The sequence below is a fragment of the Psychrobacter immobilis genome (assembly GCF_904846185.1).
Taxonomy (GTDB): domain Bacteria; phylum Pseudomonadota; class Gammaproteobacteria; order Pseudomonadales; family Moraxellaceae; genus Psychrobacter; species Psychrobacter immobilis_B.
The window spans coordinates 32,800-44,765 of sequence record NZ_CAJGZQ010000029.1 but is presented as its reverse complement, the minus strand read 5'-3'; the positions used below and the strand labels follow the sequence as shown (position 1 = coordinate 44,765).

Sequence of the window (11,966 nt, the reverse complement as noted above, 5' to 3'; positions counted from 1 at the left end):
TTAATTCTCTCCCATTGGTCATCACGTAGGGCATGTCGTCTTGTCATAGTCATTGAGCTCAAATTCCTAAATACGATCTAAGTATAGCTTATTCTGAAATATCTATGCTAATTGATGACACGCCCTAATACCATTTATAAATAAATTTGGCATATAAAATAAATTAACAAGCTTATACGTCAGTTAGTTAGACGTATAAATCATCATCATCTGAATGCTCAGCAGTCGCTAACTCATCGATACCAGTAGTCACGTCAGCATTTAATTTGACTAAGAATTTTAGTTTTTGTGTCGCATCAATCGCCGTTTGCCAATCTTGGTTTTGGTAAGCATCGTTAAAACGCTTAGACTGTTTTGCCAGTCGCTCGGTGATTTGAGGGTGTAGTTGTTGCAATGTCGCACGATCTTTACCCTCGATAGCGTCATCTAAATCCATGCGCATCTGCATCGCATCTTCTAAAAAGTCCAAGTCTGCAATTGAATGCTCTAGATTCTGTGCTTGATCTGCCATGTCTAGTAGATAGCTAGCACGACTATCAGGCGCACTTAATGCTTGGTAGGCTTGGTTGATTAACGCTGAGGCCTGCTCAGACTGCTGTTGCGCTTGCGTAGTATTGGCTAGATTCTTGGTGACATTATCAGGATGATAACGTTTTTGTAGCAGACGTAGATGCTGATCGAGACTCTCTTGATTGACTTCAAACTGTACAGGCTGCTCAAATAGGGCAAAGAAGTTATCAAACTGGGCTTCTGCAGTAATGTCTGTCATATCATACGCCTTGCTTGTTATTTATTTTGAAAGTTTTCTTTAGCTGAGAACATATTTATTATGGCTTGAATATAGAATCAGGAAACTCTAAGCTCAAGGGTTTTTTAACCTTTGGCTCATTAAACGGTAAAAGACTCGCCGCAACCACATTCGCCTTTTTGATTAGGATTGGTGAACTTAAAGCCTTCATTAAGACCTTCTTTTTCGTAGTCCATCAACAAACCATCTAAATAAACCAAACTTTTAGGATCAATAAAGATGTTAACACCGCGGCTTTCGTAACGCGTGTCATTTTCATCAGGGGTATCTACAAACTCTAAAACGTAAGCTAAGCCTGAGCAACCCGCAGTACGGATACCCACTCGAATACCTTCGCCTTTGCCGCGATTGTCCAAAAAGTCTCGAACATGCTGAGCGGCGCGTTCTGTCATTTCAATCATGCCAACTCCCATTGACTATCAATGATAAATATCAATCAAAAAAATCTGTATAAACTGGCAATGAAAATAGCGCACTTGCCAAAAAAATCTTAATAACGACCAGTTAAGAATCACTAGAAAATAAAAGGTGACAATTACATTAGCGTTATTGTCACCTTTTTAGCGTTAGTAGCTGTTCAATACATCGACTACTAAAGTACGGCCATTAAGACCGTGTACTTAGAAGTACAATACTTACGCTAATAGGTTTAGCTAGCCGCTTCTTCTGTTTCTACTGCTGCGCTATGCTTACCTTTATAGTCGCTAATAGCGGCTTTAATGGCGTCTTCAGCAAGTACAGAGCAATGCACTTTTACTGGTGGTAAGGCCAACTCTTTCGCGATATCGTTGTTTTTGATTTCGCCCGCTTGATCCAAGCTTTTGCCTTTTAGCCACTCGGTAACAAGTGAGCTTGAAGCAATGGCTGAACCACAGCCATAAGTTTTAAAGCGTGCATCTTCAATGATGCCATTATCATCAACTTGAATTTGTAGGCGCATTACATCGCCACAAGCTGGGGCACCAACCATACCAGTACCAACGTTTTTGGCATTTTTATCAAGATTGCCGACGTTGCGTGGATTTTCGTAATGATCAATAACTTGGTCACTATAGGCCATGGGGTTTTCTCCTAGTTAGATGATGAGTAGTTAATTACTGACTTTAAATGTCTAACTACTCATCGATAATTGGGGTCAAACATTTAGTTAATAGAAACGGTATTTATAAAAACGGTATTTATAAAAACTGGATTTATAAGTGTCTGATCAATCGTTTAATGGTTCTGTTTGATAACTATGTCGTTGCTTTCGGTAATTTTAGTGCTCAGCCCATTCGACTGAATCTAAATCAACACCTTCTTGGTACATATCCCAAAGTGGTGATAAGGCACGTAATTTATCGACCGCTTCATGCATTTGTTTGATGACAGTATCGATGTCTTCTTCGGTGGTATAACGACCGAAGCTGAAACGAATTGAGCTGTGTGCTAATTCATCTGGGCGACCAATAGCGCGTAATACATATGATGGCTCAAGCGTCGCTGAGGTACAGGCTGAGCCTGATGATACAGCTAAATCTTTAAGTGACATCATGAGAGACTCGCCCTCAACGAAGTTGAAGCTGATGTTTACAATGTTAGGCACGCTGTGCTCAAGATCACCATTTAGGTAGATCTCTTCGATATCTTGTAGACCGTCCCACAGTTTTTGGCGTAATTTAGCTGCATGTGCATGGTCTTCTTCATAACGCTCATTGGCTAAAGCAAATGCTGCTCCAAGACCAACGATTTGATGCGTCGGTAATGTACCTGAACGCATACCGCGTTCATGACCACCGCCATGCTGCTCTGCTTTCAAGCGGATACGTGGCTTACGGCGAACAAATAATGCACCAATACCTTTAGGGCCGTAGGCTTTGTGACCTGAGAAGCTCATCAAATCGATCTTCATGGTTTCAAGGTCAATCAATACTTTACCAACAGATTGTGCGCCATCGACGTGGAAGACCACACCCGCTTCACGAGTGATTTCACCAATGGCAGCGACATCAGTAATCGTACCAAGCTCATTATTTACCATCATGAGTGATACTAAGATAGTATCGTCACGTAATGCTTCTTTCACTTGCTCTGGTAAGATTAGCCCAGTGCTTGGCTGTGGCTCAAGATAAGTAATCTCAAAACCTTCTTGCTCAAGCTCACGGCACGTATCTAATACGGCTTTATGTTCGATCTTACTGGTAATGATGTGCTTACCACGAGATTGATAAAAGTGGGCGGCACCTTTAATCGCTAGGTTGTCTGATTCTGTTGCACCAGAGGTAAAGACGATTTCGCGTGGATCAGCATTAATGACTTCAGCCACTTGTTGACGCGCTGTTTCTACCGCTTCTTCTGCTTGCCAGCCATAGCCATGCGAGCGCGAGGCTGGGTTACCAAAGATGCCATCTACTGTCAGATACTCGCTCATCTTAGCAGCTACTGATTTTGCAACTGGTGTGGTGGCGGCATAATCTAAGTATATAAGGTTGTTATGTTGGCTCATGCTGGGTTTGCCTCGCTGTTCGATAGGGTAATAGTGTTGATATCTTTTATGGAAATCTCTTTGGTAGAGCTGTGCTGACGCTCTGACACTGACTGCACATTTTCCATGTCTAATAATTGCGCTAATGTTATATTTTTCAAGTACTGTTCGATATGATTGGACAGTGCACACCATAAATCATGGGTTAAGCACATTGTACCACCTTGACAGTCGCCGCGTCCTTCGCACTGCATCGCATTAACCGACTCATCGACGGCAGATATGATGCTCATGACGTCTATTTCATGCAAGGGTTTGGCTAGATGATAGCCACCGGCCGCACCTCGGATGCTAGTGACCAGACCACGCTTACGAAGTTTGGAAAACAGTTGTTCAAGGTAAGAGATAGAAATCGATTGCCGCTTGGCGATATCAGATAAGGAGACTGCAGTGTCTTGTTGGCTGGTCTGTAATGCCAAATCCAGTAACGCAGTAACGGCATATCTGCCTCGAGTAGTCAAACGCATGTGTTATCTCCAAACTTTTAAGTCATTTTTATTTAACAACGACCTTAGCAAAATGATAGTGGTGGCAGCTTGTAGCGCAATATGAAAGCTACTGATGAAATCACATAACCGCTAAGTTGTGTCTTATCGTTATTAAACAGCAGATGATTAACCCGATGTGTGCAACGATTAAGCCAATTATACTTAATCCTGAGTAATTTAGTCAAGATTAAAGTGTGGTTGAATGGTTAATCGAGCTTATCACTATGATTGATAAAAACAATGGTATTAAAAGGAGGGACTATAAGATTGAAAACATTGATTCCTAGCATTTTTGAAATACTAAAATACAGTCTTGAGGTTTGCGTCTTACGTTTTTTTAACTTCTATCCTTTATATTAGGGCGTGCTGAATGTTCCATACGCCCTAACTATCTAAGCGCTTAATATGCCTTAATCGGCATCAAACGCGTTTGGTAAAGTAAGTAGCCTTTCATTGTTAAGCTGACATTGGTAAGTCGTTGTTGGCGACATTAATTCATCAATAGCGCGATAATGGCTGCAATCATAATGACAAGAGCAGCCACGGTGACGATTATCAGGGTTTTCTGTTTGCTCTGTAACTCTTTAACCGTGATTTCAAGCTCACGGTTTTTAATAGTCAAGGTGTTTATTTGGGTTTGTTGCTCTTTGATGCGTAATTTATAGCTGTCCTTTTTGTCAGCCATTTCAGCTTCAGTAGGCTTGGTCTTACCTTTGCCACCTTTTATCTTTTTAATAAGACCTTGAATTAAGCTGCCAAGACCGAGTTGCATAATAAACTGCTTGACCAACTGTACTTGGACAGACTCGCCGCGCATTTGTAGTTTTTCGGTGGTTTCGCTGTCATGAGTGGTGATCGCATTGATCACTTGGATGCTATAAGCATTAATGATGACGTCAGGTTCGCTGCGGTCAATAGGTAACTCTGCGTCTAATAATACGCCTTTGGTGCTAAAAGTGGCAAACACTTCAACATGCGGTAGATACAAGCGTAGCGCCACGACAGTACCTTGCTTGGCAAGTGGGTAAGCGGCTTTACGTAGTTCGGGATCTAAACGTAACAATAGTGTCAGCGCCGACTCGATGAACACCAGAATGATATTAAGAAAAGAGTGAGACAACGTAGAACGCTTCATGTAAATAATCCGTTTTATATTTGGCAAATTAGAGGCAAAAGACAAACAAGAGTCAAAATTGACCCAAAAGGTGCAGTGATATTTTGCTTATAGTAACGCCTTTATAATAAAAAGTAACGCTAGTTTCTGTCAGTTGGGAAATTATTACTTTACAATTTGGTAATCAACAAGGACACAAGTATCTATGACTGGCGATACCTCAGTATGAGATGACATCTCTTTGAACGATAAGGCAGTATAGAGGTTGGCTCGTTAAGTCGAAGTTAGGAAAAGCCAAGGTTACTAGCAGTTATGACCGTTGCAGAGGCTTTGCGTAACATTGAGTGTCAAATACGTAGTACAGTAGGCAAAAATATGTAAAATCGCTTGCGCTCCTTATGCTGCCTTGATATAAAGACGATAACAAAGCGAAACCTGTTAATACGCCAGTCAGGCAGTTTTTATTGCTTAAATGCTATGAGAGCGTTACAATGCTTGGCGTGAGCGTTTATTATCCCCCTTAAACTTGAAGGAAATTTTATGAATAAGTCAGAATTAATTGATAGCATCGCAGACAAAAGTGGCCTAAACAAAACCCAAGCTGGCGATGCATTGAATGCTGTTATGGAAAGTGTTGGTGAAGCGCTAGAAGCTGGCGATAGCATCTCATTGGTTGGTTTTGGTACTTTCAGCGTAAAAGACCGTAAAGCACGTACTGGCCGTAACCCTAAGACGGGTGAAGAGCTTAGCATTCCAGCAAGTAAAGTACCAAGCTTTAAAGCGGGTAAAAACTTAAAAGAGCGTTTAAACTAAGCCGTTTTATTAAAAATGGATGCTGTATAACGACGTGATATACGAATCAACACAGCATTTACTTAGTAAAGCACCATATGGTTTATAGCATGGCTGAAAAGTCATAATATGAATCATAAAAAAGCACCTAGATATTAGGTGCTTTTTTTATCGCTATAGTTTGTATCATACCACGTGAATATTTTGAGTCTGCATCAAAAATCACGTATCATAGGGCGCGCGATAGATGCGTTGTTTAAATAAGGCCGTTTTACTCAGTCTTGTTGTTCTATATCAAATTCACACGTTCTTATTCTTACCATTGCCTGCTTAGATAGCATTGATATTAATAGTAATATTACAATGGTTTTTCATCAATATAGGTTTATAAAGCAGAGATAACTATGGATAAATTGCGCGATTTCTTAAAAAGCTGGCCAGGTCGCATTTTATTGATTTTATGCCTATCGCCGCTCGCTCTATTGGGTGTCGAAAGCTATTTTGGAGGCGGGGTCGATCCCAACCAAGTCGCTCAGGTGGGTGAAGCAAGCGTAGGGTTGTCCGAGTATCAGACTGCCGTAAATAACCGTCGTACTGAAATACTAGAACAAGTTGATGATGCCAGTCTATTAAATGAAGATGTGTTGCACGAGCAGGTGCTCAAAGGTCTCATTGATCGTACGCTATTGGAGCAGCAAGCGGGCAAGCTTGGTATGACAGTCTCTGATGACACGATTAATCGTTTGTTGCGTGAAGAAGAAATTTTTAAGGACGCAGAAGGTAATTTTTCTAACGACCAATTCTCAAACTTCTTGCGCCAGCGCGGCATGACTAAAGATCAGCTATTTGCTGAGTTTCGTAACCAGTTAAGCCTCGACCAACTCAATGCTAGTATTGTTGGCACGGCAGTATATCCTATGCAAGCGGTCAGTCAATTGATTGACTTACAACTTGAGTCGCGCAATATCTGGCTGCATCGATTTAATTGGCAAGACTATGTAGATCAGGTCAAGTTAAGCAAAGGCGATATACGAGCCTATTATGATGCCAATAAAGACACACTAAAAAGTGCGGCGATGGTAGATTTGGCATATTTGCAATTAAGTCCTAAAACCATTCAAGTGAATGAAGTTACGGAAGAGGATTTGCAGCAGCAATATGAAGCCTATAAGCAAGGGCTAGCGGTCGTCGATGAACGTAAAATCAGTCAAATCCTATTAACGGGTAAAGATGCGAAGACCAGAGCGGCCAAAATCAAAGCTCGCTTAGATAAAGGTGAGTCGTTTGCCGCATTGGCTAAAACCGAGTCAGATGATCCATCAGGAGCAACAGGAGGCGATATTGGTACCTTTAATCCCTCTGTATTTGGCAATGATGCCGCAGCGGTTGAGCAAGCTTTAGAGGGCTTAAGTGTGGGTGATGTAACAGCACCTATTAAGACTAGCTTTGGCTACCAGATATTTACCGTAACCGAAGATCACGGTAGTAAAATCCCAAGCCTAGAAAGCATGCGTGCAGAGTTGACAGCAAAAGCCAAAGAATATAAGCGTCAAGAAATCTATGCAGATAAAGTGACAGCGATTAATGACTTGGCAGCAGATGGCTTTAGTATCGAAGACATCGCTCAGCAAGAGAACGTAACGCTAAAACGTATCAAGGATTATCGTAAAGAAAACAACAAATCGGAGTTATCACAACCAGCAGTGATTAAGCAGGCTTTTGATGAATTTACCATTCAAGATCAGGCAGTAACCGCAGGTATCGAAGTTGGTAACGGGACGGTATGGGTGCAACCAAGCAACTATCGTCCTACGAAAACGCTTAGCTTAGCTGCTGCTACACCAAAAATCACTCAGATATTACGTCAAGAAAAGGCCACGGCATTGGCTCTAAAAGAGGCGAAGAAACTAGCCGCTGGTATTAAAACGCCTGCTGATATCAATAAACAGCCAGTACGTTTTCAATCATTAGGTGAAGTGAATCGCCAAACCACTCTATTGACAGAGAAAGAGCGCGGATTGGCCTTTAGTCAGCAAGCAGCTAATAATGGCGTCGTTGCCATTGCCAGTGAGACTGAGATGGGCGCGACTTTGTTGGTCGGTGATCGTATTAAAACAGAGGAGCAGTCGCCATTATCTGATGTGCAAAGAGCACAAACGGCTGCAATCATTCGTGATAACTTGGGGCAAGATCAGCTACAAGATTACTTGGATTATCTACGCTTGGTATATAAAGTTGAAGTTAATGACGCCAATATAGCAAACGCGCAAGGGCGTTAGAAGTAAAGCTATTAAGGAAAATTTGAGATACTTACTTAGTCATTCTTTCTAAATAATTTTCTCAAGTAATACTCATTAAAAAAGCCACTGTCTACAGTGGCTTTTTTAATGAGTATTACTTTTATCATAAAAATTTAGCATTAATGGCGATACGAAATTCAATACTGCTATCAATGCTAATATTCAAAGTGATACGGAACAATTTAATGGCGGAAATGACGCATACCAGTGAATACCATCGCGATGCCATGCTCATTTGCCGCAGCAATGGTTTCATCATCACGCATAGACCCACCTGGCTGGATAATAGCAGCAATACCGACTTGGGCAGCGTTATCGATGCCATCACGGAAAGGGAAGAAGGCATCTGATGCCATAACAGCACCTTCAGTAGCCAATCCAGCGTGCTCAGCTTTGATAGCAGCGATACGCGCTGAGTTGACACGGCTCATCTGACCAGCACCAACACCGATAGTACGCTGACCTTTGGCATAAACAATCGCATTAGATTTGACGTATTTTGCCACATTCCAGCTGAATAATAGATCGGCGATTTGCGCTTCTGTTGGTTGTACATCAGTGACAATCTTTAAGTCATTGGCTGTAATCAAACCAAGATCTTGCTCTTGTACTAGCAGGCCACCGTTGACGCGCTTGTAGTCAAGCTGACTATCGCGTTGATCTGGCGCTGGCAGTTCGCCGCACACCAATACACGGACATTTTTCTTAGCAGCTGTCGCTTCAAGCACACCATCTTCGATGCTTGGTGCAATAATAACTTCTACAAACTGGTTGTCGATAATGGCTTTAGCAGCTGCCAACGTCAATGGGCGGTTAAAAGCAATGATGCCGCCAAAAGAAGACTCAGGATCAGTACTAAAGGCAGTGTTATACGCGGTTACTTGATCGTTATTCACAGCGACACCGCAAGGGTTGGCATGCTTAACGATAACGCAAGCAGGCGTACTAAAGGCTTTCACGCACTCAAGGGCAGCGTCAGTATCGGCGATATTGTTATAAGACAGCGCCTTGCCTTGCAGTTGCTTAGCAGTCGCTATAGAGGCCTGTTGGCTTTTTAGCGGATGGTTTTCTGTATAAAAAGCGGCGTTTTGATGTGGGTTTTCGCCGTAGCGTAGGTCTTGTACTTTTTCCAGTTGGACATTAAAGGTACGTGAGAAATTCTCAGGCTGCTGGCTTTCATTGACACGGCTACCTAAGAAATTGGCAATCATTCCGTCATACTGTGCAGTATGCTCAAAAGCCTTCACTGCCAAGTCATAGCGCAAAGCAGGTGTCAGCTCGGTGCCATCACCTAAAGCGGCAAGTATGCGCTCATAATCTGCTGGATCAGTCACGATACCCACATGAGCGTGGTTTTTCGCCGCAGAACGCACCATCGTAGGACCACCGATGTCGATGTTTTCGATAGCATCGTTCATGGTGACATCCGCACGAGCAATGGTTTCAGCAAACGGATAAAGGTTGACGACAACCAAATCAATACGCTCAATCGCGTGCTCACTCATTACGGCATCGTCTGTACCACGGCGTCCTAGGATGCCACCATGAATTTTAGGATGTAGCGTTTTGACACGGCCATCCATCATTTCAGGAAAACCTGTGTAATCGGATACTTCGGTCACAGCGACATTGTTTTCTGTGAGTAAACGATAAGTACCGCCAGTAGATAGTAAGCCAAAGCCTGACTTAATAAGGCCTTGGGCAAACTCAACGATATTGGATTTATCAGAGACTGACAATAGAGCAAGTGGGGTTGTACTCATAAGAAAATTTCCATAAAAAAAGCCTGACGTAAACGTCTGGCAAGGTGACAATGACAATTGTTGCAGACAATATCATGGTGGATAGCGTCAATAACGTTAAATTGCCATACATAATGATTGGTAATAAAGACAGAGAAATGCATATAGCAGATGCTACATTAAGTCATAAGTTTTGAGTTTTTTGCGTAAAGTGCCACGATTCAGACCTAAGATTTGTGCACACTTGGTTTGATTGCCTCGCGTTTTTTCAAGGACAACCGATAATAGTGGCTCTTCAACTTGTTTTAAAATAAGCTCATACAAGTCGGTCGGCATCTCATCACCTAGCATCGCAAAGTATTGTCGTACCACACGCTCCACATGTACGCGCAGTGGTTCATGCCGGTGGATTGCATCGCTGTCTAATGAGGAGTCAACATGACGATTTGAATGATGGTTAGCTGTACTATAATCGGCAGGATGCTCAGAGCTTGTGGCAAAATGACTGGCATTATGCTGTGCATGAGGTGCCATAAGATAATGTCCTTGGGATTGGAAAGAGTCAAACCATAAGATATCAGGGTATTATATCAAATTAATATCGTTTAGCGCTGACAGATTAACCTTATATTGGCAGCAGTATGACTAGGGTATGTGCTTACTATTATAACATTGCCACAAAATATAACTGGCTGGGTCGCACTTGCATCACTACTGAACTTGCGACCTGCCTACGTTTTTCTGACGATTGAAGTTTTAAGAGACAAGGTTGTTTATAGATAGACAGTATTTTGTTGGTAATCATCTATTCAATACAGAGGACTTATAGTCACTTCTCGAATTTGTCTATTAGCTACAGGGATGGTAAATAATATGTTTCGACTACTGTCAGCCGCTAATTGGCTTTGCTTGCTTAATAGATAATCAGCTGGCGTGGCGATGAATTCTCCAATCATATCATTTGCGCCGTATACGCTGACTTTAACATTCGGATACAGCTGTGCTTTGGCACTTTGATTGTTTAATGTGGCACTGACATCGCTCGACTTTCCATCCATCTTAATCTTACTCGATTTATGATTAAGGTTGGTAATCGTGAATGCTGTTAGATCGGCACTAGGTAAACTACAGGCAGCCACTGCACATACTGATTGTAAGCGCTCTGCATGCACTGGGTTTTTCATCAAAGTTTCTAGATTAAAAATGACGTATTGCGCAAAAAGTAGCAGTGCTAATACTAAGCATCCTAGTGTCCATAGTAAGGATGCGATAGAACGTCTCTGCGGCGTAGGTGTAAACTTTGCTTGTGCTTTTCTCACACGCTCTTCGGAGGTTGACGCTTCATCTTTCAGTGGTACACCCATATCGAGCAACAGTTGTGATAAATCGGTATCGTCTTGTCGAACCTCTTCGCCTTTATTTTGTTCTTTTAGGAGTTTTTCGAGCCAAGAATTATCCGCAGTATCATCCACATTGGCATGAATATCATTAGCGGCTGCTGAACTGAGCGCCATTTGTGCTGATGAGGAATTTTCTGTTGTAGTATCAGATGATACTTTCGCTGATGACGCATTGTTTTTATCTGTTTTTTTAGAGAGGTTGCTTGTTGGTTGGTTGTCTGCTGTAGAAGTATAACTGCTATTGTTCATATTGCTGGCTTGAGTCAGCCAAGCATCCATACTATCTAGAGAATCATACTCTAAAACGCTTTCTTCTGGTTCATCGCTATCCATATCATCATAGATTAAGCCGTCATGAATCAAATCGTCCCCAATTAAAGTATCAGATGAAATATTTTTTAAATGTGGAGGAGTGAGTGGTGACTTAGAAGCGCCTGCTGCATGTTGATTTTTATTATGATTGTCAGCGGTTTGTGCAGAATGTCCATTTGAATCGGATAGCGTCTTGGTGTCAGTCGTTGTATTTTTTTGAATAGCGGAAGTACTGACAGCATCGGCAGTGAGGATAAGATGTTTATTGACCAAAAAACTCTGTTGGCATTGATCACAGCTAACAGTGGCGTTTACTTTATTCAACTGTGTTTGCTGTATTTTAAAGCAAGCTTGGCAATGAGGGCACTGAGTTTTTATGGGCGTGGTCATAGGGTCGAATCCAAAAAATTATGGTTATCAATACCGCTTAGCCACTCGCTAATAGTTGCCTATAGTGCTAATACTGCCGTTTGTATCAACTTTAAA

The 11,966-nt window shown here is 41.9% G+C and carries 11 protein-coding genes; 2 read left to right on the top strand and 9 right to left on the bottom strand.

All coding sequences use genetic code 11. From position 1 onward, the window contains the following. Nucleotides 1–187: 187 nt before the first annotated feature. The 6 genes from hscB to JMW94_RS13285 form a co-directional block, all read right to left on the bottom strand. Nucleotides 188–769 carry a Fe-S protein assembly co-chaperone HscB gene (gene hscB / locus JMW94_RS13310; protein WP_055124405.1) on the bottom strand — a complete coding sequence of 194 codons (582 nt, stop codon included), beginning with the start codon at nucleotides 767–769 and terminating at the stop codon, nucleotides 188–190. A gap of 119 nt (nucleotides 770–888) precedes the next feature. Further along, nucleotides 889–1,209, bottom strand: a complete 321-nt coding sequence (gene iscA / locus JMW94_RS13305; protein WP_045445072.1) for an iron-sulfur cluster assembly protein IscA — start codon at nucleotides 1,207–1,209, stop codon at nucleotides 889–891. 248 nt (nucleotides 1,210–1,457) lie between these two features. Continuing rightward, a complete protein-coding gene (gene iscU, locus JMW94_RS13300) occupies nucleotides 1,458–1,868 on the bottom strand; it encodes a Fe-S cluster assembly scaffold IscU (protein WP_055124404.1) in 411 nt (136 codons plus the stop codon). 198 nt (nucleotides 1,869–2,066) lie between these two features. Beyond that, nucleotides 2,067–3,293 (bottom strand): IscS subfamily cysteine desulfurase, encoded by a 1,227-nt coding sequence (locus tag JMW94_RS13295; RefSeq protein WP_201604731.1) that lies wholly within the window; start codon nucleotides 3,291–3,293, stop codon nucleotides 2,067–2,069. After that, on the bottom strand, nucleotides 3,290–3,799 hold the full coding sequence (locus JMW94_RS13290; RefSeq protein ID WP_045451863.1) for an Rrf2 family transcriptional regulator: 510 nt from the start codon (nucleotides 3,797–3,799) through the stop codon (nucleotides 3,290–3,292). The genes JMW94_RS13295 and JMW94_RS13290 overlap by 4 nt, the downstream gene beginning before the upstream one ends. Nucleotides 3,800–4,310: 511 nt before the next feature. Beyond that, complete coding sequence (locus JMW94_RS13285) at nucleotides 4,311–4,955, bottom strand: hypothetical protein (RefSeq protein ID WP_045451866.1); 645 nt, start codon at nucleotides 4,953–4,955, stop codon at nucleotides 4,311–4,313. Between the two features lie 519 nt (nucleotides 4,956–5,474). Here JMW94_RS13285 and JMW94_RS13280 point away from each other — a divergent pair. Together JMW94_RS13280 and JMW94_RS13275 are read left to right on the top strand one after the other, a co-directional pair. Further along, nucleotides 5,475–5,747: an HU family DNA-binding protein gene (locus tag JMW94_RS13280; RefSeq protein ID WP_045445077.1), complete on the top strand. Its 273-nt coding sequence runs from the start codon at nucleotides 5,475–5,477 to the stop codon at nucleotides 5,745–5,747. A 383-nt stretch (nucleotides 5,748–6,130) separates the two neighbouring features. Beyond that, complete coding sequence (locus JMW94_RS13275; RefSeq protein WP_201604730.1) at nucleotides 6,131–8,005, top strand: SurA N-terminal domain-containing protein; 1,875 nt, start codon at nucleotides 6,131–6,133, stop codon at nucleotides 8,003–8,005. Nucleotides 8,006–8,208: 203 nt separating this feature from the next. Here the strand turns inward: JMW94_RS13275 and purH are convergent, their stop codons facing one another. The 3 genes from purH to JMW94_RS13260 form a co-directional block, all read right to left on the bottom strand. Further along, nucleotides 8,209–9,789, bottom strand: a complete 1,581-nt coding sequence (gene purH, locus JMW94_RS13270; protein ID WP_201604729.1) for a bifunctional phosphoribosylaminoimidazolecarboxamide formyltransferase/IMP cyclohydrolase — start codon at nucleotides 9,787–9,789, stop codon at nucleotides 8,209–8,211. 153 nt (nucleotides 9,790–9,942) lie between these two features. Beyond that, nucleotides 9,943–10,302, bottom strand: coding sequence for a DNA-binding transcriptional regulator Fis (gene fis, locus JMW94_RS13265; protein WP_201604728.1), 360 nt, complete (start codon nucleotides 10,300–10,302; stop codon nucleotides 9,943–9,945). A 275-nt stretch (nucleotides 10,303–10,577) separates the two neighbouring features. Beyond that, a complete protein-coding gene (locus JMW94_RS13260; RefSeq protein WP_201604727.1) occupies nucleotides 10,578–11,870 on the bottom strand; it encodes a DUF3426 domain-containing protein in 1,293 nt (430 codons plus the stop codon). Nucleotides 11,871–11,966 lie beyond the last annotated feature (96 nt).

What these genes read in the sequence shown, in the direction of transcription:
- hscB (WP_055124405.1), bottom strand. Translation starts at nt 769, where the DNA reads ATGACAGACATTACTGCAGAAGCCCAGTTTGATAACTTCTTTGCCCTA.
- iscA (WP_045445072.1), bottom strand. Translation starts at nt 1,209, where the DNA reads ATGATTGAAATGACAGAACGCGCCGCTCAGCATGTTCGAGACTTTTTG.
- iscU (WP_055124404.1), bottom strand. Translation starts at nt 1,868, where the DNA reads ATGGCCTATAGTGACCAAGTTATTGATCATTACGAAAATCCACGCAAC.
- JMW94_RS13295 (WP_201604731.1), bottom strand. Translation starts at nt 3,293, where the DNA reads ATGAGCCAACATAACAACCTTATATACTTAGATTATGCCGCCACCACA.
- JMW94_RS13290 (WP_045451863.1), bottom strand. Translation starts at nt 3,799, where the DNA reads ATGCGTTTGACTACTCGAGGCAGATATGCCGTTACTGCGTTACTGGAT.
- JMW94_RS13285 (WP_045451866.1), bottom strand. Translation starts at nt 4,955, where the DNA reads ATGAAGCGTTCTACGTTGTCTCACTCTTTTCTTAATATCATTCTGGTG.
- JMW94_RS13280 (WP_045445077.1), top strand. Translation starts at nt 5,475, where the DNA reads ATGAATAAGTCAGAATTAATTGATAGCATCGCAGACAAAAGTGGCCTA.
- JMW94_RS13275 (WP_201604730.1), top strand. Translation starts at nt 6,131, where the DNA reads ATGGATAAATTGCGCGATTTCTTAAAAAGCTGGCCAGGTCGCATTTTA.
- purH (WP_201604729.1), bottom strand. Translation starts at nt 9,789, where the DNA reads ATGAGTACAACCCCACTTGCTCTATTGTCAGTCTCTGATAAATCCAAT.
- fis (WP_201604728.1), bottom strand. Translation starts at nt 10,302, where the DNA reads ATGGCACCTCATGCACAGCATAATGCCAGTCATTTTGCCACAAGCTCT.
- JMW94_RS13260 (WP_201604727.1), bottom strand. Translation starts at nt 11,870, where the DNA reads ATGACCACGCCCATAAAAACTCAGTGCCCTCATTGCCAAGCTTGCTTT.